This window comes from Clostridium sp. CM036 (assembly GCF_055081135.1).
This window is the reverse complement of the sequence record NZ_CM143652.1, coordinates 904,909-929,334: the sequence shown is the minus strand read 5'-3', so window position 1 is coordinate 929,334 and position 24,426 is coordinate 904,909. Positions and strand designations below refer to the sequence as shown.

General features: G+C 29.9%; 23 protein-coding genes and 1 pseudogene. 20 read left to right on the top strand and 4 right to left on the bottom strand.

The features are described 5' to 3' along the window. Positions 1–7: 7 nt before the first annotated feature. The 8 genes from ACWJKE_RS04475 to ACWJKE_RS04440 all read left to right on the top strand — a co-directional run bounded on the left by ACWJKE_RS04475 (position 8) and on the right by ACWJKE_RS04440 (position 8,377). A complete protein-coding gene (locus tag ACWJKE_RS04475; RefSeq protein ID WP_462959189.1) occupies positions 8–1,225 on the top strand; it encodes a glycosyltransferase family 4 protein in 1,218 nt (405 codons plus the stop codon). A 35-nt stretch (positions 1,226–1,260) separates the two neighbouring features. After that, the gene (locus tag ACWJKE_RS04470) at positions 1,261–2,517 is read left to right on the top strand and encodes an O-antigen ligase family protein (RefSeq protein ID WP_165414070.1); all 1,257 of its coding nucleotides are present in this window, start codon (positions 1,261–1,263) and stop codon (positions 2,515–2,517) included. A 69-nt stretch (positions 2,518–2,586) separates the two neighbouring features. Then, positions 2,587–3,228, top strand: coding sequence for a sugar transferase (locus tag ACWJKE_RS04465; protein ID WP_462959188.1), 642 nt, complete (start codon positions 2,587–2,589; stop codon positions 3,226–3,228). A 29-nt stretch (positions 3,229–3,257) separates the two neighbouring features. Next, complete coding sequence (locus ACWJKE_RS04460) at positions 3,258–3,977, top strand: WecB/TagA/CpsF family glycosyltransferase (RefSeq protein ID WP_220286826.1); 720 nt, start codon at positions 3,258–3,260, stop codon at positions 3,975–3,977. Between the two features lie 47 nt (positions 3,978–4,024). Further along, entirely contained in the window at positions 4,025–5,113 is a 1,089-nt protein-coding gene (locus tag ACWJKE_RS04455) for a glycosyltransferase (protein ID WP_258876401.1), read from the top strand. A 106-nt stretch (positions 5,114–5,219) separates the two neighbouring features. Continuing rightward, on the top strand, positions 5,220–5,771 hold the full coding sequence (locus ACWJKE_RS04450) for a nitroreductase family protein (RefSeq protein WP_216304310.1): 552 nt from the start codon (positions 5,220–5,222) through the stop codon (positions 5,769–5,771). A gap of 482 nt (positions 5,772–6,253) precedes the next feature. Continuing rightward, positions 6,254–7,663, top strand: coding sequence for a group II intron reverse transcriptase/maturase (ltrA, locus tag ACWJKE_RS04445; protein ID WP_462952630.1), 1,410 nt, complete (start codon positions 6,254–6,256; stop codon positions 7,661–7,663). Between the two features lie 453 nt (positions 7,664–8,116). Continuing rightward, the gene (locus ACWJKE_RS04440) at positions 8,117–8,377 is read left to right on the top strand and encodes a DUF1653 domain-containing protein (protein ID WP_165414112.1); all 261 of its coding nucleotides are present in this window, start codon (positions 8,117–8,119) and stop codon (positions 8,375–8,377) included. Between the two features lie 90 nt (positions 8,378–8,467). On the opposite strand, the gene ACWJKE_RS04435 is transcribed toward ACWJKE_RS04440, so the two are convergent. Next, positions 8,468–9,817, bottom strand: coding sequence for a sodium-dependent transporter (locus ACWJKE_RS04435; RefSeq protein ID WP_165414114.1), 1,350 nt, complete (start codon positions 9,815–9,817; stop codon positions 8,468–8,470). A 677-nt stretch (positions 9,818–10,494) separates the two neighbouring features. On the opposite strand from ACWJKE_RS04435, the gene ACWJKE_RS04430 reads away from it, so the two are divergent. From ACWJKE_RS04430 to ACWJKE_RS04415, 4 genes and pseudogenes are all read left to right on the top strand, one after another. Further along, positions 10,495–11,355 (top strand): YitT family protein, encoded by an 861-nt coding sequence (locus ACWJKE_RS04430; RefSeq protein WP_165414108.1) that lies wholly within the window; start codon positions 10,495–10,497, stop codon positions 11,353–11,355. Between the two features lie 163 nt (positions 11,356–11,518). After that, a pseudogene (locus tag ACWJKE_RS04425) lies at positions 11,519–11,647 on the top strand (glycosyltransferase); the annotation flags it as partial. A gap of 11 nt (positions 11,648–11,658) precedes the next feature. Continuing rightward, entirely contained in the window at positions 11,659–11,940 is a 282-nt protein-coding gene (locus tag ACWJKE_RS04420; RefSeq protein ID WP_462959187.1) for a hypothetical protein, read from the top strand. Between the two features lie 211 nt (positions 11,941–12,151). Beyond that, a complete protein-coding gene (locus ACWJKE_RS04415; RefSeq protein ID WP_462959186.1) occupies positions 12,152–13,066 on the top strand; it encodes a GH25 family lysozyme in 915 nt (304 codons plus the stop codon). Between the two features lie 162 nt (positions 13,067–13,228). On the opposite strand, the gene ACWJKE_RS04410 is transcribed toward ACWJKE_RS04415, so the two are convergent. Further along, a complete protein-coding gene (locus tag ACWJKE_RS04410) occupies positions 13,229–13,936 on the bottom strand; it encodes a DNA alkylation repair protein (protein WP_462959185.1) in 708 nt (235 codons plus the stop codon). Between the two features lie 354 nt (positions 13,937–14,290). Between ACWJKE_RS04410 and ACWJKE_RS04405 the strand changes: the two genes are divergently transcribed. The 8 genes from ACWJKE_RS04405 (at position 14,291) to ACWJKE_RS04370 (ending at position 23,942) form a co-directional block, all read left to right on the top strand. Continuing rightward, complete coding sequence (locus tag ACWJKE_RS04405; protein WP_220286829.1) at positions 14,291–14,542, top strand: hypothetical protein; 252 nt, start codon at positions 14,291–14,293, stop codon at positions 14,540–14,542. Between the two features lie 562 nt (positions 14,543–15,104). Then, the gene (locus ACWJKE_RS04400; RefSeq protein WP_220286830.1) at positions 15,105–15,410 is read left to right on the top strand and encodes a hypothetical protein; all 306 of its coding nucleotides are present in this window, start codon (positions 15,105–15,107) and stop codon (positions 15,408–15,410) included. A gap of 431 nt (positions 15,411–15,841) precedes the next feature. Next, positions 15,842–16,891: an alpha/beta hydrolase gene (locus tag ACWJKE_RS04395; RefSeq protein ID WP_462959184.1), complete on the top strand. Its 1,050-nt coding sequence runs from the start codon at positions 15,842–15,844 to the stop codon at positions 16,889–16,891. Between the two features lie 254 nt (positions 16,892–17,145). Continuing rightward, entirely contained in the window at positions 17,146–17,820 is a 675-nt protein-coding gene (locus ACWJKE_RS04390; protein ID WP_462959183.1) for a response regulator transcription factor, read from the top strand. A 38-nt stretch (positions 17,821–17,858) separates the two neighbouring features. Beyond that, on the top strand, positions 17,859–18,848 hold the full coding sequence (locus tag ACWJKE_RS04385; RefSeq protein ID WP_462959182.1) for a sensor histidine kinase: 990 nt from the start codon (positions 17,859–17,861) through the stop codon (positions 18,846–18,848). 282 nt (positions 18,849–19,130) lie between these two features. Continuing rightward, complete coding sequence (locus tag ACWJKE_RS04380) at positions 19,131–19,901, top strand: ABC transporter ATP-binding protein (protein WP_216304354.1); 771 nt, start codon at positions 19,131–19,133, stop codon at positions 19,899–19,901. A 23-nt stretch (positions 19,902–19,924) separates the two neighbouring features. Continuing rightward, positions 19,925–21,853: an FtsX-like permease family protein gene (locus ACWJKE_RS04375; RefSeq protein ID WP_462959181.1), complete on the top strand. Its 1,929-nt coding sequence runs from the start codon at positions 19,925–19,927 to the stop codon at positions 21,851–21,853. 193 nt (positions 21,854–22,046) lie between these two features. Continuing rightward, a complete protein-coding gene (locus ACWJKE_RS04370; protein ID WP_462959180.1) occupies positions 22,047–23,942 on the top strand; it encodes a serine hydrolase domain-containing protein in 1,896 nt (631 codons plus the stop codon). Between the two features lie 14 nt (positions 23,943–23,956). Here ACWJKE_RS04370 and ACWJKE_RS04365 read toward each other — a convergent pair whose 3' ends face one another. Then, complete coding sequence (locus tag ACWJKE_RS04365) at positions 23,957–24,106, bottom strand: hypothetical protein (protein WP_462959179.1); 150 nt, start codon at positions 24,104–24,106, stop codon at positions 23,957–23,959. 8 nt (positions 24,107–24,114) lie between these two features. Next, complete coding sequence (locus tag ACWJKE_RS04360) at positions 24,115–24,339, bottom strand: hypothetical protein (protein WP_462959178.1); 225 nt, start codon at positions 24,337–24,339, stop codon at positions 24,115–24,117. Positions 24,340–24,426 lie beyond the last annotated feature (87 nt).

Below are 24,426 nucleotides of genomic sequence, written 5' to 3'. Positions count from 1 at the left end.
TGAAAACATGCGTATTTTATTTTTAACTCAGTACTGTCCCCCAGAGGTGGGGGCACCTCAAAATAGAATTTTTGAGTTTGCTAAAAAATTACAGGAATTTGGCCATGAAATTACAATATTAACAGCAATGCCTAACTACCCTAGAGGGGAGATTTTTGATGATTATAAAGGTAATAAGGTGGTCATAGAAGAAATTGAAGGTATAAAGATAATTAGAACTAGTATTTATGCTACAAAATCTAAGAGTTTTACTAAGAGATTAAGAAATTATTTATCTTTTACTTTTTCTTCTGTACTTCAAGGGGCTATTCATATAAATAAGCAAGATGTAGTAATAACGGAATCTCCACCACTGTTTCTAGGCTTTTCAGGGTATGTAATAGCTAAGCTTAAAAAAGCTAAATTTGTTTTTAACATATCTGATTTATGGCCAGAATCAGCTATAAAATTAGGTATGCTTCATAATAAGTTATTCATTAAAATGTCTGTATGGTTAGAAGAATTTTGTTATAGACGTGCAGTAGCTGTTACTTGTCAAACAGAAGGAATAGTTGGTGATATAGTCGGTAGAGGATTTGATAAAAACAAAGTACATCTGCTAACTAATGGAGTTGATACAAAGCTATTTAAAAGTGAAAATAGGGATGAAACCTTTAGAAGTGAAATTGGAGTAGAAAATAAGTTTGCACTATGTTACGCTGGTATTCATGGACTTGCACAAGGACTACAAGTTATAATAAATGCAGCAGAGATAGTAAAAGAGGAAAAAAACATTCAATTTGTTTTTGTAGGTGATGGTCCGGAAAAACAAGATCTTGTAAATATGGCAAAAGAAAAAGGATTAAAAAATGTTACCTTTTTACCTCTTCAGCCAAAGGTAAATATGCCTAAAATAGTAGCTTCTATGGATGCTGCAATAATTCCTTTAAAGAAGTTAGAACTTTTTAAAGGTGCTCTACCCTCAAAAATGTTTGAGACCTTAGCTTCAGAAATACCTATTATTTTACCAGTACAAGGTGAAGCGGCTAAACTAATAAACAGTGCAAATGCAGGAATTGTAGTAGAACCAGAAAATTCAAAAGAAATTGCAGAAGCGGTGTTAAAGTTATATAATAACATGGAGCTTAGAAATAGGTTGGGTGAAAATGGAAGGGCTTATGTTATGGAGAATTATGCTAGAGAGGATATAACAAGAAAATTAGAAAAAATATTGATGAATTTATAAAAATTATAATATTAGTCTATAAAGAGGTGTAAAAAATGAAAGCTAAGTGTAGTATTTTGTATTATTTAATGTGTGCTTATATAGTGATAATGCCTCTAATTCAAGAGGGAACAAATTTAAAAGGAGTATCTGTTTCAGATATTTTATTAGGAATAATTATGTGCTTATATCTCATAAAGTTGATTTTTAATAGGGATACGAGGGGAAGGTTTCTTTATGGGATTAGAGACTTCTTTAGTAGTACTTTAAGTATTTGCATAGTGATGTTATTGGGTATTATGTTATTATCAACTTTTTATGCATTAGAAAAGGGATTAGCATTAAGCGAAAGCGCAAGATTTTTAACATATGTATTTATATTTTTTATAATTAAGTATGAATTTAATACAAAAAAATTAGTGAAAAACTTATTGAGATGCTTTATATTCACATCAGGAGTCTTGAGTATTTTTGGTATAATTCAATACTTTACAATAATTGGATTAGATAAAAGGTTTATTGTAAAATACTCCTATGGATATAGAGCAAGTAAGATTGCTGCAACAATGCAAAATCCTAATGCATATGCGGGCTTTCTTATTTTAATTATTTTTCCATTAGTAATGCTAACAATTTATGAAAAAAATAAAAAATTAAAAAGTATGTATGGAATAATATCAATTCTAATATTTCTCAATATACTTATGACTTATTCTAGAAACGTTTTATTAGGCGTTTGTATCGGTGCAGCGGTTTTATGTGTGCTGTATAGTTTAAAATTAATTGTAGTTTTTGGAGGGGTAGGTATTTTGGCTTTATTTAGTCCGGCGGTTCTTGATACAGTTAAGGATTTAACAAATAATGGACAAAATGTGGCTAGAATTAAATTGTGGAAAACGGCTCTAATGATGATTAAGGAACATCCAATTCTAGGAGTTGGTAATGGTAATTATATCAGTAGGTATAACGAATATATTAATAAGTATAAAGGCCTAAGCTACAACTCGTATACAAGATATCCTACACATAGTTCTTATTTAAAGACTCAAAGTGAATTGGGCATAATAGGAATAACATCTCTTTTAGTAATTTTAATAACAGTGCTTATTAGATTGAAAAAATTAATTACTATAACAGATGACAAATTTTTGCAAGCTTTTTACATGGGTGCATTGGCATCGATGGTAGCATTCTATTTTATGAATTTATCAGACAATCTATTTTTTGTGCCTAAAGTTACAACATATTTTTGGTTTATAGTAGCTACAGCTGAAAGTTTATTAAACGCATCAACAAATAATTTGAATATATAAGTTGGTGAAGAAACTTAGAAATACAGGGGGACGCTTAAATATTCATCAGAAAGTAGGAGTTAACGCAATATGATAAATATAGATAAAAAAGCGCATATTGAGAATAAGAGGCTTCAATTTGGACTTAAGAGATTAATGGATATTACATTATCTTTTATAGGTATAATTGTATTATTGCCTATATATTTAATTATCATTATTGCTATTAAACTAGATTCAAAAGGAGCAACTGTATTTAAGCAGGTTAGGGTAGGTAAAGATGGAAAAAATTTTAATATTTATAAATTTAGAACTATGATAGCTCAAGCTGAAAGCAAAATAGAACTTAATATAGATCCGTTTGATTTGGAGAATTTTGTGTTTCAAGACAAGTCGGACGTTAGAATAACAAGGGTTGGAAAATTTTTAAGGTGCAACAGCCTAGATGAGATTCCACAATTTTTCAATGTTTTGTTTGGACAAATGAGCATTGTAGGTCCTAGGCCTGAAATACCAGAGATAGTTAAGTATTATCCCGAAAGCTACTACCAAAGACTCTTAGTTTTGCCAGGAATTACTGGACTTGCACAGATTAGTGGAAGAGGAGAAATCGAACTAGGGAAAACAGTTACTTATGATTTGGATTATATTAAAAATTTTTCAGTCCAATTAGATATAAAAATTATCTTCTTAACAGTTGTATCTGTGTTTAAAAAAGACGGCGCTTATTAGGGAGTTGTTAATTTGGAGGGGTTTTATTTATGATAACAAGAATTTTTCAATTCGAAATTTTTAATGATACCATAGAAGAATTGTTTAAAAACATAAACAGTTTTAAAAAGGTACATATTGTTTCAGGAAATCCACAAGTTCTTTTTAGTGGGCTACAAAATAATTTATTGTTAGAAAATTTCACTAGTAAAAATTCAATCATTATTCCAGATGGAATTGGTACAGTAATATGTTCTAAAATTGTAGGGCAACCGGTGAAAGAAAAAATTGCTGGTGTAGAACTTATGGATTGTATAGTAAAAAAATGTGAAAAAGAAAGCCAAGGAATATATTTGTTAGGGTCCACCCAGGAAACAGTGAATATGTGCAATATTAATCTGCGAACTAAATATCGCAAATTAAATATTTTAGGGAGTCATGATGGATATTTCGAAATGGACAATTGTGAAGAACTATTAAAAGAAATAGAAAAAGTTAGTCCACAAGTCTTATTTGTTGCTATGGGATGCCCAAGGCAAGAAGTATTTATAGCGAAATATATGGACAGACTTCCTTGCAAAGTATTTATGGGAGTTGGAGGAAGTTTTGATATTATAGCTGGTAATGTTAAACGTGCACCTAAATGGATGATAAATATAGGCATGGAATGGTTTTACAGAGTTGCGAAAGAACCATTTAGAATTAAAAGATTATCATCTATACCTAAGTTTATTTTAATGGTAATAAAGGACAAGTATAAACGTAAATAATTGTTATTAACATCAGAGAAGTAAAGGAGAGGATCCATATTAAAGTTTTGCATGTCATATCAGGAAATGATAATGGTGGTGGTGGAAAACACGTATTAAACATATGCAGTAAATACAATAACAAATTTGAGAATATAGTCGGTTGCTTGGGAGAAGGTCCACTTTACTCAAAAGTTAGAGTTATGGATATTAGCTACAAACTTTTTAGTAAGAAGCTTAATAATATTGAGCTAGTGAATTTTATAAGATGCAATTCGATAAGTTTAGTAAATTTCCATGGAGCAAAGCCATTCCTAATGCATTTAATTTTAAAAAGTAAATTAAACGTACCTACAGTAGCTGTAGTTCACAGTGATTTTAGATATGATTTCCTTAATAATAAAGTGAAATATTTTATTTTTACTCCCCTGAGTATTAAGGGTCTAAAGAGCTTTAATAATTATATTTGTGTATCAAATAATTTGAAGGTTTTATTAGAAGAAAAAAATATTCAAGGAAGTAAATCAGTTGTAAATAATGGTATAGATATAAAGAAAATTAGTATTGTGACGCCAACAGAAGATATACGAAATAATTTGAATTTAAAGAAGAATGATTTTGTATATGTTATGGTTGCGAGATTACATCCTATAAAAAATCATAGAGAAGTTATAGTGGGATTTAGAAAACTTACTATTGAATTTCATGATGTAAAATTGCTTTTAGTTGGTGATGGTGAGCTACAATCCGAACTAGAGAAGTTAATAGTGGAGCTAAAAATAGAAAATAAAGTTATAATGACCGGAAATGTTTCTAATCCAATAGACTATATAAACGCCTCTGATGTTAGTGTTTTAGCTTCTTTAAGCGAGGGTGGAGCACCACCCTTAACGGTTTTAGAATCAGCAATTGTAAAGAAACCTTTGATTTATACTGAAGTGGGCGACTTACAAAGTATATTAGGCGAAGACAGCGGGTATAAAGTGAAGAATCAAAACAACGAAAATATTTATAAAGCTATGAAAGAAGCATATTTAGATAAGAGCAATTTTAACATAAAGGGTGAAAAGTTATATAACATTGTTGTAAATAATTTTACTATAGAGAAGTTTTGGAAAAATTATTTTGAAATTTATAAGAGTATACTAAAAAAATAATAAGTACACTTTTTTATTTTTTTAATTCTATCTTTAAAATTTTAGGTGAAACAACTACATTATTTATGAAGCGATTACACATACTATAATTAAAGGAGTGTGTTATATGGAATTTTATGATGTAGTCAAAAGTAGAAAAAGTATTAAAAAATTTAAGAATACCCCAGTAAATAAAGAAAAATTAGCAAAAATGATTGATTCAGCTATGATGTCCCCTTCATGGAAAAATAATACTTCATACAAATTTATTTTAGTTGATGAAAAAAACAAACTAGAACAAATTTCTAAATCTATAATGAATAAGGACAATTCAGCAGCACAATCAATATTAGATGCTCCAATGACGGCGGTTATAGTAGCAAAGCCAGATGCTTCTGGAGAAGTTGAAAACAGAGAGTATTATTTAGTGGATAGTGCCATTGCTATGGAGCATTTTATTTTGTCAGCTACTAATGAGGGTTATGGAACTTGTTGGATTGCTGCAATTGATGAAGATATTATAAAAAAAGCATTAGCCATTCCACAAAATTACAAAGTAGTTGCAATGACTCCTATTGGGGAAATTGCAGAAAGTAAAGAACATAACAATAAAAAAGATGCAAAAGATTATGTATTCTTGAATACTTGGGATAATGCCTATGCTGAAAACACTAAATAAATTATGATTTAGATGATTTTTTTTAATTACCCTATGTCTGCAAAAGCAGACATAGGGCTTTTATTGTGCGCCCGGCATGGGCGCAATCTAATGGGTGAAAGTCCCTAGCACGGGTTAATAGTGCCAAGTGCATAGCTTAAGACAAGGGTGTCCATCGTGAGATGGAATCTGAAGGAAGTTGGCGGCCAAACTCCGGTCTGACGAACAGAAACTACATATAAGGCATATGCTTGTGGGTAAGTTTGCAATACAAAACGAAGCCCAAAACTATTCGAAACAAGTGGTGTAAATGTAGCAGATAGATGGAGTGAAAGATTGCGTTCTTACCCGGGGAGATCTGATAGGTAAGTTGTGGATATGAATTTAGAAATAACAACCCATACAGTGATGTATGGCTGAACTATCAGAAGTCAGCAGACGTCATAGTACCATGCAAAACGCGTTAGCGTGGGAAGGACTGAACAATAGGAGGTTTTGGAATTTTGAAGGATACGAGAAAATATGATAAAAGCAGACAACTTCATAAAGAAGGCTCTCTACGAGAGAATAGAGTGGAACTCGAAGGTAATGTAGAAGTGCATAGTATTTCCTCTATGTCAGAAGAAGGAAGAAACGATGTGAATGAATATGATAATGGTTTACTCGAGCAGATATTATCGAGAGATAATATGAATAAAGCATATAAAAGAGTAAAAGCCAATAAAGGAAGTCATGGGATTGATGGTTTGACAGTAGATGAACTTCTACATTATCTAAAAGAGCATGGACAAGAATTAAGGCAATCATTATTAGAAAGTAGATATAGACCTCTAGCCGTAAGAAGGGTAGAAATACCAAAACCTGACGGTGGAATTAGGCTACTTGGAATACCTACTGTATTAGATAGAGTTATTCAACAAGCGATATCACAAACTCTAATACCAATATATGAAAAGAAATTTTCTGATAATAGTTACGGTTTTAGACCTTTAAGAAGTGGAAAACAAGCTGTTGAAAAATGTAGGGGATATATTAATGCTGGACATACATGGACGGTGAATATAGACCTTTCTAAATACTTTGATACGATAAATCATGATAAATTAATAAGGATACTATCGGAAGATATTAAAGATAGTAGAGTAATTTCTCTGATACGAAAGTATCTACAAAGTGGAGTGATGATAAATGGGGTATTTATGAATACAGAAGAAGGAGCACCTCAAGGCGGGCCTTTGTCCCCATTATTAAGTAACGTAATGTTACATGAACTCGATGTAGAACTAACAAAACGAGGACTAAACTTTTGTAGATATGCTGATGATGCGAATATATACGTCAAAAGTGAGAAATCAGCAAATAGAGTAATGAAGAGTATTACGAGATTTATTGAGGAAAAGTTAAAGCTTAGAGTGAATAAAGAAAAGAGTACAGTAGATAGACCTTGGAAACTTAAATTTTTAGGATTTTCATTTTACCGAGCAAAAGGTGAATACAGAATGAGAGTTCCTCAAAAACCTATAATCAAATTCAAAGCAAAGCTAAAAGAATTAACTTCAAGAAGTAATGCGATGAGCATGAAATATAGGTTTATGAAACTTAAGCAAGTGATAGTTGGATGGATAAATTATTTTGCTATTGCAGACATTAAAAGTATTCTTAAAACACTTGATGAATGGTTAAGGCGAAGAATTAGAATGTGTTTTTGGAAACAATGGAAAAAGATTAAAACAAAATATGGGAACCTTGTTAAATTAGGAATACCAAACAATAAAGCTTTGCAATATGCAAATACAAGGAAAGGCTATTGGAGAACATCCAATAGCCCTATATTAAACAAAACATTGACCAATAAATACCTTAAAAATATAGGATTAGTTTCTATATCTGAGACATATTTATTAAAACATTAATTTCTATTGAACCGCCGTGTACCGAACGGTATGCACGGTGGTGTGAGAGGTCGCTAAATAAATTAATTATTTAGCTCCTACTCGATTTGTTATATATCTATAAATGAGCGAAAACGATTCCTGAAGAAATTATTAGTGATATATTGATGATGTTTTTAAATTGGCAAGAAGAAGGTAATACTGTAGAAAGTATTGAGTGCATAAGGTAAGAAAAGCGGGTATAATGAAGTAAGCTAAGTATGTCTATAATTCTAATGGTAACTTACGTATTAAACTTAAATTTTATAAAAAAATAAATATTTATTAACCGTGAAAAATAGAAAAATGAGGGAGTGGCAGTAATGTCTTCAGATCAAGCATGTAATTAAACTCACTCATTTCAATTTAGAAGAGATAATAAGTTGGAAGATTTAAAGCCTAAAAAATATATTTCTATAAAGAAGGTATATATTAATGAATGAAAATAATATTGTAATCGGTAAAAAATATAGACATTTTAAAGGCAATGAATATTTAGTGCTTTATGTAGCAAAACACTCAGAAACGCGTGAAGATATGGTGGTTTATCAGGCCCTTTATGGAGAAAGAGGAATATGGGTTAGACCATTAAGTATGTTTTTAGAGAAAAAAGAAGTTGATGGTAAAATGGTAAATAGATTTGAAAAGATTGATAACGAACTGGAATTAGCCGAAGAAATGCATCACAGTAGTTGATGTTATTAAGGTTGAAAACCAAATTAGTGGCATAGATGTGAAAGGTAAACCACTTCAGTAATGAAGTGGTTTGTTAATAAATATTTTTATTTAAAATTTAATTATTCCTATAGAATTTAAGAAAATAATTAAAAGAAGGATTGGTGATATAAATTTAATAAATACATATATAATGTTTAACACAGAATCGTTATTTAAAGTTCCTTGATTTGATAGTTCTAGTTTGAAATCTTCCTTTTTAGTAAAGTATCCAACGTAAATCGCTATTAAAAGCCCACCTATTGGAAGTAATATATCTGAAGATAAGTAGTCAAAGGTATCGAAAAATCCTCTCTGGCCTATTATATGAATATTAGCAAGGGCACTCGTGGGATGAGCCGATAATGTTGCGAGAATTCCAAACACCATCATTATGCTTGTTGTAAATAACACAGCTTTCGTTCTACTCATACCCTTTTCTTCTGTAAAATACGCAACTGGGACTTGAACCATAGATATCAGTGCTGTTGTAGCGGCTATTGCAGTTAAAAAGAAAAATGCGACTAATAATACACTGCCAAAAGGTATTTTTGAGAATACAAGTGGTATAGTCATAAATAAAAGACCAGGACCTTCACTAGGTTTTAGACCAAAAGAGAATACGGCTGGGAATATTGCAATTCCTGCCAATATTGAAATTAGTGAGTCAGATAAAGCAACCTTAACTGAAGTTGCTATCATATTATTATCAGGTGTAAAATAACTTCCATAAGTAATCATTGTTCCCATCCCGAGGGACAGTTTGAAAAAGGCTAGACCAAGAGCTGCTAATATAACACGTCCAGTTAATTGCGAAAAATCCACATGAAATAAAAATTTTAATCCTTGTGATGCACCTGGAAGTGTTAATGCCCTTGCACCACATATAATAATTAGTATGAATAATACAGGCATAAGTGTCTTTGTTATTCTTTCAATTCCATTTTTAACTCCTGCAATTAAGATTATTGAAACTACGATGAGAACTATAAATTGCCATACTATTGGAGACAGTGGTCCAATTAAGGTTGACATGAATTTTGCCGAAGCAGTACTAGAAGTAACCCCCCTAAAATCGCCCTTTATTGCCTTGAATACATAGGAATAAACCCATCCTGCAACACAGCTATAAAAAAATGCTATTAGAAATGCTGTAGATGTCCCCATTAATCCAATAGTTTTCCAGCCTTTAGCAGCATTTAATTTTTTAAAAGCTCCGACTGCATTTTTCCTTGATTTTCTTCCAATGTAAAATTCACATGCCATAATGGGAATACCAACTAATACAACACATAAAAGATATACTAAGAGAAAAGCTCCTCCACCGTTAGACCCTATTAAATAAGGGAATTTCCATATGTTACCTAAACCTACGGCTGAACCTAATGTTGCAAAAAAAATTGCAAATCCTGTAGAAAACATCTCTCTTTTATTTTTCTCTGCCACTGCATATCACTCCTCTTTATCTTTAATTAAACAATTATCTGTACTACAAAATTAGAGTACTGTTTAAATGATATCAAATTTATTTAAAAGGTAAAATTAATTTGTATCTGTTACTTTAACACCTTAGCACGTACATTTAAATATATCAATAAAAAAGTATTATTACGGAACGTTATTTTTATTTATTATTTCTCTTATTAGTGTATATATTCATATCTTATGAAGGTGTACAGACAAAGCAAATTAAGATAAAACACCGATATAAAAAGTAAAACAATATGATTTTACCTATTTATATAGTTTAGGTATGTTTAAGAATAGTTAAAATATTAAAATTTTCCCATCTGCAGGACTTAGTTTAATCTCTAGTTCTCAAAAGGGGGATTCAAAAACCGATACTACAAAATAACAAACTTATGTATTAGGATAACGCCATAAAACAAAAAAAATCTAGTTTTAATCCACCATTTACTATGCAGTAGAACTGTATTAGGTACATGGTGGTTTTTTATTCTTATTTACATTTAATTCATATAATGATACTGTTATGATACACTATAACAAGAAGGTCTATATGATTAATTCATAAAGTTTTCATGTTAAAGACTATTATAGACTCTGACAAATAGCTTTACTCTGGAGGAGGAAACAATATGTTTAATTATATAAACAAAAATATCATTAAGAATATCTTCTTTATACTACTTGGAAGTTTGATATCTTCACTCGGAATTAATTTGTTTATTTCCAAAGCCAAACTTCTAAGTGGTGGTGCAACTGGTATATCGTTAATTATCCAATATTTATTTAAATTTCCTGCTGGATATACTATACTCTTATTAAATATTCCGTTATTAATACTAAGTTATAAATATCTTAACAAACGATTTACTATTTTTTCAATTATAGGTATAATCTCATTTTCTTTGTTTTTAATTTTAACTGCTCCTTTAAAAGAACTGATTGGCACAAACGATACGTTACTATTATGTTTATACGGTGGAGTATTAAATGGAATTGGCATAGGAATAATATTCAGCAATCACGGTTCCGGAGGAGGAGCCAACATTGTTTCAGCTTTGATAAAAGTAAAGCATGATAACTTTAATATAGGACAAATATCATTTTGTGTTAATATGATAATTGTTTGTATCGGTACTTTCTTTTTTGGAGTAACTAGCGCGTTGTATACTATAGCTTCTATGTATATAACGGCTGAAGTTACCGATAGAATAATTCATGGAATGAAAAAACAAAAATTAGTTCTTATTATTACTACAAAAGAAAAAGAAATTTGTAGTGGGATTTTGTATAAAATGCATAGAGGAGTTACTTTTTTATATGGAGAAGGTGCATATACTGGTAATCATCAAAAAATATTATTTTGTACAGTAGCACTCCATCAAATTCCCGAATTAAAATTAATAATTAAAGAAATAGACAATAATGCTTTTATGATAATAGTTGATGCTTCAGAGGTGAGAGGTAAAGGATTTAAAAACGATTTAATATAGTAGTAACCACTCCAACAGTAACTGGCTGCCTTTCTTAGGTAGCCTTTTTATATAACTTATCACATAAAGTTCACATATTAATTTGATACTGCTGATACAATTTACCCTTATAATTTTAATTGTGGAGAAACATTTAATAATTAAAGTGAAGGGAATGATAATAATGAGTAATGGAATTATTTTTTCTGTAATAGTGCCTTTGTATAATGAAGAACTTGTTATAAATGAGAGTTACAAAAGATTAAAATCCGTCATGGATCAAACACTTGAAAACCATGAAATTTTATTTATTATAAACCATTAATGATTACTGGCTACTTTGGAGTATTTGCAGGTTTAATAGGTACTATTTTATTAATTAGTAGTATTACAACCTCACTATTTAAGCAAAGCAATATATTAAATTTAGGTCTAATACTTTCCATTAACTTAATTATGTTTGGCATTATGTTTTGCTTTCTCGCTATTATAGGGCAATATAGTGGAAGAATATCTGATGAGAGTAAAGACAGACCTTTATATATAATTGCAAGTACAATAAGTTACAATGAACTTAAAAATAGTGTGACTTTTAAAGGTAATTGAGGATAGTATTGTGGATATGAAAGGTATAGAAAGTTTAATTGCTGATTTGATACTACAGCTACTAAGCTATGTGGCAGGGGACAATAAATATCAGAGAAGTTTTCACCAGCAAGATACTCCTTTGTTACATAAAAATATTATAAACACCTGAGCGGTATCAAAGATGTGGGTTGAAACATATATTGTTACGAGAAAATAATTAAAATTGGAGATGGGTTTTATTAAAGGAATAGATATATCTAGTTACCAACAAAATGTAGATTTAAAAAAAGTAAAAAACAGTGGAATAGAAATAGTTTATATTAAAGCCACGGAAGGAATCAATTATAAAAATCCACTGTTACAATCACAATATAGTGGAGCAATTGAAGCAGGACTTAAAATTGGGTTTTATCATTTTTTAAGAGCAAATGATCCAATATTAGAAGCAAAACATTTTCTAAGTGTTATAGAAGGGCTTTCATCCGATTGTAAATACGTTATAGATGTAGAAGTGGCATTAGGGCAAACCGTAACTAAGACAAGCTCTAATGTAAGACTTTTCGCGAATTATCTAATATCAAATAATAAGGAAGTATGCATTTATACAGGAGATTATTTTTACGCAAACAATTTAAATAGCTCAGTTAAAGATATACCTTTGTGGGTGGCTCATTATGGAGCAGCAAAGCCCGATGTAATTAATTATATAGGATTTCAATATTCAAGCTCTGGGGGAGTAGACGGAATAAATGGACCTGTTGATTTAAATGAATTTAAATCTGATATATTTATTAATTCAGTCTCACATGTACCTGTAAATATTGTTGTAGTAGCTTTTCAACATGCTGTCAACATACTCGGATTAAAAGATAAAAACGGGGACAAGCTTATTGAAGATGGCATCAAAGGTACACATACTAATGAGGTTGTAGCTAAGACATTTGTTACTAGAGGCACCCATAATGAACTTGTAAGGTGGATACAGCAGCGACTTATTGCATTAGGATTTAGTTGTGGTAAAACAGGATCTGATTCAAATTTTGGATTGAACACATTATTATCTGTTCAGCATTTTCAGGCTTCAAGAGGGTTAAAACCAGATGGAATTGTCGGGCCAATAACCATAATACAACTTTTAAAATAAAAAGTAGTTTTTATGAATGTAACTCAACAGTATTGTGTTACATTCATAAATTTTAATAAATTGGTATTTAATTTCTTCTTTTACTTGTTTATGCCAAATTTATTAGGGAAGGGTCTCTTCCTTCACTTGGTTGCTATTTTTTAATTGTTTTGAGCTAAACCCCTAACAAATATATTTCTTTCTTTTAATTCCTATTTTATCCATATTAATCATTTTTTCTATAATTTCCTTAGCTAGTGGCACTTTACAACTAGTTTTATTCATTAAAACATTAACTTTACCTATATTAATAGCAACCTTTAATGCTTTTTCATTTAATTCTGTTATATAAGTTCCAACATCTATTACAAACCCATTCATAGTATATTTAACCCTATTCTTTTCATTACGTATATTTGCTTCTATTTTATTTAAAGGATATCCTATTTCATTAATATCAATTAGATTATCCTCTGCTACAGATATATAAATGCTATATGTACTCCAACCACAAGCTGCAATCATTTCATTTTCAGATGTTATCCATTCCTTTGCAAGTTCTACTGCATAATCACTTCCGGCCGTTACAGTTGCAACTATATATTCCGCAATTGGATAACAATAAGCTTTATCTATCCACCCTTTCAGTTCTTCCTTTGACATGCTTTTAGGATTTATAGATAATGCTGCTAAATACATAGCATCATAAATCCCTGTTTTATATAATTCTTTCGCCAAATCATCATTTTTCTTTACAAACTTAACTAACTTTTTCAAATTAGCTATTTTAGCTCCAAAGAACGGTTCGCATATTCCATGATTAGACAATACATTTTTTATTTGAGGTGTCCCAAATGCTTCTATTTTGTTTACTATTTCATTTAACTCCATAAAGTCCTCCTAAATTATTTTATATTCTCAAAAGTTTATTTCTTATTTTCCTTATTAATATCAGCGTAATCAACCATATTATTAAACATCCTCAGCATGGCATTGATACTCATTATCAATTATATTTTACTGAATAAAACATAATCTGTCAAATATTAAAAAAATATTACCAATAAAAGTTTTAAATTAATTAAAATGGAGTTCCTGGTTTTTGTGAGATTCAGCGACGATAAATCACTTAAAGATTGTACCATATAATAATAGCTATCTTAAACTATATTTTATAGAATTGGGTAAGCTATAGTATACACTTATTAATACAGTGTAACTTATATATTTGGAGGGAGAATACTTATGAATAATAAAAATAAAAACGCTAATGTAAGCAGTAGCACTAGTGGCGCCACATTACAATCAAGTAAAGAATCAACTGGTTTTAAGGTTGGTTCAGTAAAAGTGCTAAGTAATGAACAATCTTATGCATCAAAGGACGATCCAAGCACTGATATGTCTACTATGACTAATAATATTAATTTTAGCACTCCAGAAGATGTAAAAGAATTTAATGAACGTTCAGAAGCTATTATAGCTGCAGGCAAAAAATAAACTAAGTATTAGATTAAGAGGATAAATATAAATTATGGATATAAAAAAGTTGAAGAGATTAAAGCTGATGCCATATATGAAATTAATCAAATGGTGGCTCTAATCGATAATCAAGTGGAAGAAATTGTATTTTATAGTGAGTATGGTTTTTATGAATGGTAGGAACCATTTTATTTTAAATTTTTTTAGTTAATTAATTTTATATTACACATAATATAACGTAGTGCAATTTTAATATGAGACAACATCAGAAGGAGAATTATTATCCCTTACATCTATGAAAAATCTAATAAGCCGTGAAGATTAAATAAAGCAAGTCTAAACTAGAGTTTTAGCAATGGAAGGAAGTCACCTTGGAATTATATTTTACAAGGCAATTCCAATAAAATACTGCATTGGGCATTCGTCCTAATGCAGTATTTTATTTATACATCAAGTCTAATAAGATATTTGCATAATATGATAATGTATCCTTTTCAACAATCAATAATTTTGCTGGTAGGTACCCTTTCATATCCCGTGAATATAATAATATCATAGAATTTATTTAGGAGGATTTATTTTGGAAGAAAAAATAAAGGATGGTAAACCAACATATCAACCTTGCCCATTTATGTTGCAACAACCTATGGATTATACTGGTATGATGGGACAAATGTCTATGAGTAATCCAACAGAAAGAGAAGAAGATGAAGACTTTCTTGTAAGACAACACGGTCACGGAGGTGGCGGTGGACATTTTGGACATGGTGGTAACTTCGGTCACGGTGGTGGACTTTTTGGTGTCTTTGATTTTTTTCCATTCTATCCTTATCCATATTATGATTATGATTACGATTATGATTATGATTATCCAACACCTTATTAAAGAAATTATAAAACAACAAATTGGGCAATCTCCTAAGAGGCTGCCCTTTAAATTATTGTGCTACTATTTGATTAACTATCAAAGTTGCAACTAGCTTAAATGTAGAAAGCTATAAAACAACTATTAACTTTCCAATATCAATTGGTAACTAAACGATGTTCAAATAAAATATCCAATAAGCGCACTCCATATAATTATTAACCTATGTTCATTATATGGTCAGTATAAACAAAATTTGAATAGGGTAATATAATATAGTCGATATAAAATACAAAGGCGATTAACATATCTATCTATTCGTGATATTAACTTATGGATATATCAATGAGTTTAGTTATTTATTAATCCATCCATAGTACTGCATAGGATTGGTACCAATCATAAATAAAAATGAATTTTGTAAATAGTTAAGTTAATGGTGGAGGTATTGAATGAAAAAGAAAAAAATATTTTGGATTTTTTCTGCTATTGTCTTGATTGTTACAATATACTGTTTTCTTTTAATTAAAAACTTTTCTAGAACAGGTGATGGTAAGCTTGATACATTATTTGGTGTAATGTCAAAAATAGAAGAGCATTTTAATCCTATTTCACTTAAAGGAAAATCAATATATGAAATGCGTGCAGCATTGCATAAGTCAACAACTATATGGAATTCCAAACCTATACCCTTTTCCAATATAAAAAATATGGATATAAAAACAGATTCAAATCAAGTGCCAGTGCGAATATATACGCCTGACGGCAATGGGAATGAATTGCCTATCATAATTTATTCACATGGCGGCAGTTGGATTAGCGGTAGTATTGATGACTATGACAATGTTTGCAGGAAGCTTTCAAAAAATTCAAGGGCTATAGTTGTATCTGTAAATTATCGTCTTGCGCCAGAAGATCCATTCCCAGCTGGTCTTAATGACGTATATAATGTGCTCCAATGGGTTTATAAATATGCTAAGAGTATTAATGGGGACTCCAGTCGAATATGTGTTGTAGGGGACAGTGCTGGGGGCAACCTTTCTGCAGTAGTTGCACAAATGGCACGTGATAAAGGTGGCCCACACATAATTTCTGAGGTACTAATATATCCATCAACAAACATTTATCAACTAAATACTAAATCTTGGTCGTATTTTGGTATTGATTATAATCTTACAAGGGAAAACTCTGAAAAATTTATATCCCTATACACTCCAAGTTTAGAAGAAAGAAAAAGTGGATATACCTCGCCTTTATTATCTGAAAATTTTAAAGATTTACCTGACACACTCATAATCACAGCCGAATTTGATCCATTAAGGGATGACGGTGAAACTTACGGTAATAAATTAAAGGAGGCAGGTGTGAATGTAATTTCTACCAGATATAAAGGTGTTACACATGGCTTTATCTCAATGGATAAGATTACGAATAAATCAGATGAGGCTTTAATCGAAATTTCAACATATCTAAAAGAGCAATTTAATAGAAAGCAAATTTAATATTATGCTAAATAAATATTTTTTAATTACTTATATAATTAAACTTTATGGTGAATACATAAATATACAAAATATTTTAAACTAACCGGAAGTAAAGGGCCATGTAATATTAAGTTCTTAAAGCCACTAATGTTTAAAGTATAGTTTTATATTACAGTACTTGGTTAATGTTGTAAGCCAACATAATGGTGTAGATACCCATTTTATAGTATAATGGAGAAGAATCAAATTCCATTTTAAAGTGAGGTTTTTACATGTTTAAGATAATGATAGTAGAAGATGATATTAGGATAAAAGAAATATTGCTTGAAAATGTAATGAGATGGGGTTTTGATGGAAAAGCCATTGAGAACTTTAATGAGGTGTTTATCGAGTTTTCAAAATACTCTCCACATCTAGTTCTTATGGATATAAACCTTCCTTATTTTGATGGTTTTTACTGGTGCTATAAAATCAGAGAAATATCAAAGGTTCCCATAATATTTGTTTCTTCAAGGAATAACAATATGGATGTAATAATGGCAATTAATATGGGAGGAGATGATTTTATTCAAAAGCCCTTTTCCTTAGAAATATTGATGGCCAAAATAAATGCATTGATAAGAAGAACATATTCCTACGCAGATGCGCAGACTAATGTGCTTGAGTATAAAAACATTGTTTTAAATATGAAGGATAATAGCGTGTTTTTTAAAGATAAGAGGGTAGAACTAAGTAGAAATGAATTTAGCATTCTATATCTACTTATGAAAAATAATGGCAATTTAATAAGCAGAGATAAAATTATGCGGAGTCTCTGGAAGGATGAAAGTTTTGTTGATGATAATACCCTTACAGTGAATATCAATAGACTGCGTAAAAAATTAGAGAATATTGAACTAGAAGACTTAATTAAAACAAAAAAAAGGCAAGGGTATACAATACTATGAGATTTAGAAATTTTTTAAGGGACAGGATATTTTTAATTTTGTTTTATTTTATAATGATGCTATTTATTTCTTCGGTGGTGTATTTTAACAATGAAGTAAAAATAAGTGTTGGCGATATAGCCTATATCAATATAGTAGGGTTTATTATGTTTATACTTTACTTAATATTTGAGTATTTAAAAAATAGAAGATATTATAATGTTATTAAATGTATTATAGATAACCAGAAAGAGAATATTGTTAATTCGTTGCCTATGCCATTAAATTATGAACAAAGGCTATTTGGAGAAATTCTTATGAAAGTTAACGAAGAATTCAATTTAAAAACAGATAGATTACATGAAGGGAAAAAAGAAAATGTAGACTTTATAAATTCCTGGGTTCATGAGATAAAAACGCCTATTTCTGCATGTAGATTGGTTATAGAGAACAGTATGTACAAGTCTAAGGAGGAGACCTTAAGTAACTTAGAGGATGAAATAGATCATATAGAGAATTACGTTGAACAAGCATTGTACTATTCACGATTAGATAGCTTTTCAAAGGACTATTTAGTAAATGAAATAAATATGCATAGTCTAATTGTTGGGGTTGTGAAAAAACATGCAAAGGAATTTATAGGTAAAAAAATAAAGATAGAATTAAGTGACTTAGAATTTACTATAGACTCAGATAAAAAGTGGCTTTTCTTTATTTTGGATCAGATTTTATCAAATTCATTAAAATATACAACAAGCGATGGACTTATTAAAATTAGTGGAGTATTAAAGCACAATGAGAAACAGCTTATTATCCAAGATAATGGAATTGGAATAAAATCTGAGGATATTAATAGGGTTTTTGACAAAGGATTTACTGGATATAATGGACGGGATGATTTTAAAGCCACAGGTATGGGACTCTATCTATCAAAAAATCTTGCTACAAAGCTTGGTCACCATATAACTATTGAATCAATGCATTCTGAATTTACTAGAGTAACAGTTCATTTTCCAAAACTTATAGAATATTATAGGGTTACAAACTAAAAATGTGGTTTGTAGCCCTATTTTTTTAAAACTTACAACAATGTAAGTTTAGAATGGACTTTGTAATGTTACACAATGGATTGGGTATTAGATTTGTTATAAAATAGAATTGTAATAAGCGAAAGGAGCGAAAGGGTTTTAGGGACATTTCAGAAGGAAGTCTCCAACTTTTATAAGTGGGGGTATACTACAACAAAGAGAAATTTCAGTAAAAATCTAAAGCTCCTTCTGAAGTCGTTAATATTGCAGCTTCGAAGAGGATGATTTAAGGAGGAAATAAAAATGGAAAATGTATTAGTTGCGAGAAATTTGAAAAAGGTTTACGGCTCAAGGGGGAATGTTTACACTGCATTGAATGGTATAAACCTTGAAATAAAAGAAGGGGAGTTTATTGGAATAATGGGGCCTTCAGGTGCAGGAAAAACTACATTATTAAATATTATATCAACTATAGATAAACCAACTTCGGGAGTAGTAACTATTGATAAGGAAGATCTTGCAAAAATGAATGAAGATAAGTTAGCTTCTTTTAGAAGAGACAAATTAGGCTTTATATTTCAAGATTTTAATTTACTCGATACGTTAACATTAAAAGAAAATGTGGTGCTTCCATTAGCTCTTGCTAGAATAAACATAAAAGATATTGAAGCACGGGCTAGTATTATAGGAGCTACTTTAGGTATAAAGGATATATTCAATAAATATCCTTATGAGGTATCTGGGGGACAAAAACAGAGAGCAGCTGCTGCCAGAGCTATTATTACTAAACCTAAGATTATACTAGCCGATGAACCGACAGGTGCGTTGGATTCTAAATCTTCCACAGAACTTTTACAATCTTTAAGTGATTTAAATGAAACTCAAAGGGCTACTATTATGATGGTAACGCATGATGCCTTTGCTGCCAGCTATTGCAAACGGATAATATTTATAAAAGATGGTTCGCTATTTACGGAGCTTGTCAAGGGCACAACATCACGAAAAGAATTTTTTAAAAAGATACTAGATGTATTGGCTGCCTTAGGCGGGAACTTCGATGAAGTATCAATTTAACTTAGAAAGGATGTGATATACAGATGAATTTATTTAATATTACTTTTAGAAACATAAAGAGAAATTTTCATAACTATTTAATATATTTTGTATCCATGGTATTTTGTATAATGATTTATTATACCTTTACCTCCATCGAGTACAATAAACAGGTTACAGACTTAGCGGCGGATTCTATGAAAGTAAGTACTGCTTTTAATGCAGCCTCCATTGTTATAGCAGTGTTTGTAGCTATGTTTATATGGTATTCAAACTCATTTTTTACTAAAAAAAGAAAAAAGGAAGTAGCTTTATACTCCATGCTTGGAGTTAAGAAAAAGCAGATAGGAAGAATGTTATTTTATGAGAATCTAGTAATGGGAGCGCTGGCACTTGTGGCAGGCATATTAATAGGAACGTTATTTTCAAAATTATTTGTAATGATTTTAATTCATATTATGAGCTTTGATGTAAATGTTAAATTTGCTATATCGTTAAAGGCTATTATTAGCACAATTATAGTATTTTTAGTGATATTTATTATAGCATCCGTGCATTCATATACACTAATTTATAGATTTCAGCTAATAGAACTTTTTAAATCAGAGAAGGTGGCACAGAAGCAGCCAAAAGCTTCACTAATATTGGCTCTACTTTCTATAATTTTTATTGGGACGGGTTATTATATGGCACTAACCTATAAATTTGATGATTTATCTAAATTGTTAGTTATATTAGTTAGTACAGTTATTGGAACTTATATGTTCTTCTCTTCACTTATAGTATTTATTGTTAAGCTTTCTAAGAAAAATAAGGTTAAATATTTTAGGGGCTTAAATATGATAGGTACTTCGCAGCTTTTATATAGAATAAAAGCTAATGGAAGATCTTTAGCTACTATTGCAGTGCTTAGTGCAACAACTATTACGGCTATGGGAACCGCAGCATCGCTTTATTATGATCAAGTAAATAGTATAAATAAGTTAACCCCATTTAGTTATGACTATAAGAGCAATGGCAAAACGTTAGATGAACAAATTGATCAGATCATAAATAAATATCCGAATAATAAAATTAAAAGTTCTACTAATAGCGAATTTTTAATTATAGATAGTAAATGGCCTGAAATATCAAAGATGAAAATGCATCCATTAACAAATTCAAAATCCTTTGTTATATCAGAAAGTACTATGAAAGAATTATCAAAAGCAAGAGGAATAGATTACAATATATCTTTAAATTCAGATGAAGTATTATTTTTTATGCGGATGTATTCAGATAAGATGATGGAGAATCCTGTTGGGCGGAATATACAGCTTAAAATAAAGGATAGAACAGTTCCCTTAAAAATAAAAGATTTCAAAGAGAGCCTTCTAACTAATTCAATTGATATAAATGATTCATTTATGCAAGATACCGTAGTTGTAAAGGATGAGGTTTACAATAAATTATATGATAAAGATAAGGTTATAAAAAGAAGATTTATAAATATTGAAAATCAGAAAGAAAGTAAAAAGCTTACATCAGAAATAGAAACAGCACTAGGTGGTAAAGAGGCCCTATCATCATATTATAAGAGCTACATACATACTATGACTAGTATGGGTATTATAATATTTTTAGCATCATTTATAGGGTTTGTGTTTTTGATATGCACTGGAAGTATAATATTCTTCAAACAGCTGTCAGAGGCTGGTGAGGATAAGGACAAATACGATATACTAAAAAAAATTGGTGTGAAAAAATCAGAAATAAGAATTTCTATAGCAAGGCAAATGGTTTTTATATTCGCACTACCTTTAGTCATTGGAATAACACATAGCATTATTGCATTAACAATTCTGCAAATTGTACTTAGCTCAAGCTTAGTATATCCAGTTCTTTTAACTGTAGGAGTATATACTCTGATTTATTTAATATATTATATATTAACTGTTAATTCTTATTGGAAAATAGTTAATGTAAAAGCATAAAAATTGATTGGAGTATCAAATTTATGCTTACATTTTATATAGAAATCGTAAGAAAAAGTTAAGAAATACTTAAATACATTTTAAGAAATAATTTATATACTAATAGTTGTTAGATGTTGGTAAACCATTTTAACAATTAGGCAAAATGTTATGTATATATCAAGAAGTTTAAAGTATGGTGAGGAGAAATAGTATGAAAGTATTAAGTAGGTTTATATGCTTATTAGTAACTGTTATTATTTTAATTCCGTTGTTTAGTACAAATATTGCTCTAGCAGAATCTTCTGACCAATCAGTTCAAGCTTTTGAACAAATGTCAGACGAGTATATGAAGAAGGTTTTAGATGAGTATAAGGTAGCAGGAGTAACTGTTTCAGTAGTAAAGGATGGTCAGGTGTTTTTTAAGAAGGGTTATGGTTACGCAGATTTAGAGAAAAAAATACCTATAGATCCAGACAAAACAGATTTTCAAATTGCTTCTATTTCAAAACTAATCACAGCAACTGCAGCTATGAAATTGGTTGATGAAGGAAAATTGTCATTAGATGAGGATGTAAATAAATATTTAACTGATTTTAAAATTAAAAATGATTTTTCAAAACCAGTTACACTTAGAAATTTGTTAACTCATACTGCAGGCCTTGATGATAGATTGCCACTTTACTATAAAAGTACAGGTGATAAATTTTATGATTCTGTTGAACCCTTGGGAGAATTTTTAAAAAGAGATATTCCACCAGTTATCACAAAACCAGGGAGCTATTGGCAATATAGTGTTCATGGGTTTGCACTAGTAGGTTATTTAGTTGAGAAAGCATCTGGTATGACTATTGATAAGTATGTTACTGACTATATACTAAAGCCTCTGCAAATGGGAAATTCATCATATTGGTTAAATAAAGGTATAATAGGTAATATGTCAAGACCGTATAAATATGAAAAAGGCGAATTTTTAGATGCAGCATTTACATTATGTAGTGATCATCCAAGTGGGGCAGTGTGTGCGACAGCTTCAGATATGGCAAAATTTATGATTATGCATCTTAATAATGGAGAATACAATGGGGTTAGAATACTAAACGAAAGTACTGCACAGGAGATGCACAAGCGTAATTATTCAAGCGATGAAAAGCTATTAGGTTATGGATTAGGATTTTATGAAAATATAAGAAATGGTCATAAGGTAATTGAGCATAGTGGATATCTTCCATCTTTCAGCAGTCTTTTAAGTATTATGCCAGAAAAAAATATAGGCGTATTTATTAGTTTGAATACAGATTCTAAAGACAGTAGTAATGTATGTAATGAATTTGCTAATAAAGTTTATGAATTCTTTACTACAAAAATTAATAGAGGGGAAAAAGAAGATGCATTAAATACTAATGTACCTTTTGATATGGATATTAAAAAAATAAATGGTATGTATGCGATGGATTCATATCCACATACCGATTTAACAAAAATAAAATGTATAGCATCGAACTCTAAGATTAAATGTGATAATAAAGGGAAGCTTACATTTAGTTATGGCAATGATAAATTAAATTATCAGTATATAGGTAATGGTATTTTTTATAGTAAAGAAGAAAATGATTATTGTAAGATTAGTGAAAAAAACAATCAAATGATATTTTCAATATTAAGCTTTGATTTTGAAAAAGTACCTGATATAAATATTTATTTATTTTATGCAGTAATAGCAGGATTAGCAGCTTTTCTTATATCAATTATAGTAATCTTTATATCTTTATTTACAAACAGAAAACTTAAAGATAAACAGGTGGTTATTTCTAAAAGTGTAGTAATTATATTGAGTTTTCTTATGATTATGTATATTGTTTTAAATGGAATTATGAGTATAAAATCCATGCAAGCAGATACAAGTATTGTTTTTCATACAATAATACCTCTAATAAGAATAATATGTTACCTTTCATTTATATTCGCAATTATTTCCAGCATATATATTATTAATCATTGGATAAAAAATAAACTCTTACTCAGATGGAAAGTATTATATTCAGTAATTATAATGGCTTCGGTTATTAATATATTATTTATGTATATAATGAATGGATTTAAATTATAGTTTAGTTGTTATGGTTATTTTCCGCCGATACATATATAGGTATATTTTGTTGATTTATTCCAATTAACATTTCTAAAATTGCTTTCATCAAACTTTTTTGTGATTTCAATTTCTGAATATATTCTTACATCACCGCCATCACTGAATTTAATAAAAACATTCATAATCTGCCTTATTGGAGTAAACATCCATGTATATTAGGCTTTTGTTCTAATAATGAAGCTAAAACACTGCCTGTACCACATCCTAAGTCTAAGATTGTGTCAACCTCTATTTCAGATAATACTTTTATAACGTTAGGATAACATTCTCTTGGATACTTGCTATAATTACTTTCATCATATACTTTAGCTTGCATATTGAAATTTTGTTTTGATTTCTCCTTATAATCTTTCATAGTTCACCTCATTTAATATTTTTAAATAAATATAAGTAAATTCAGTCATTTTTACAAGTGTTAACTAAATTATAGTTCATTTAATTA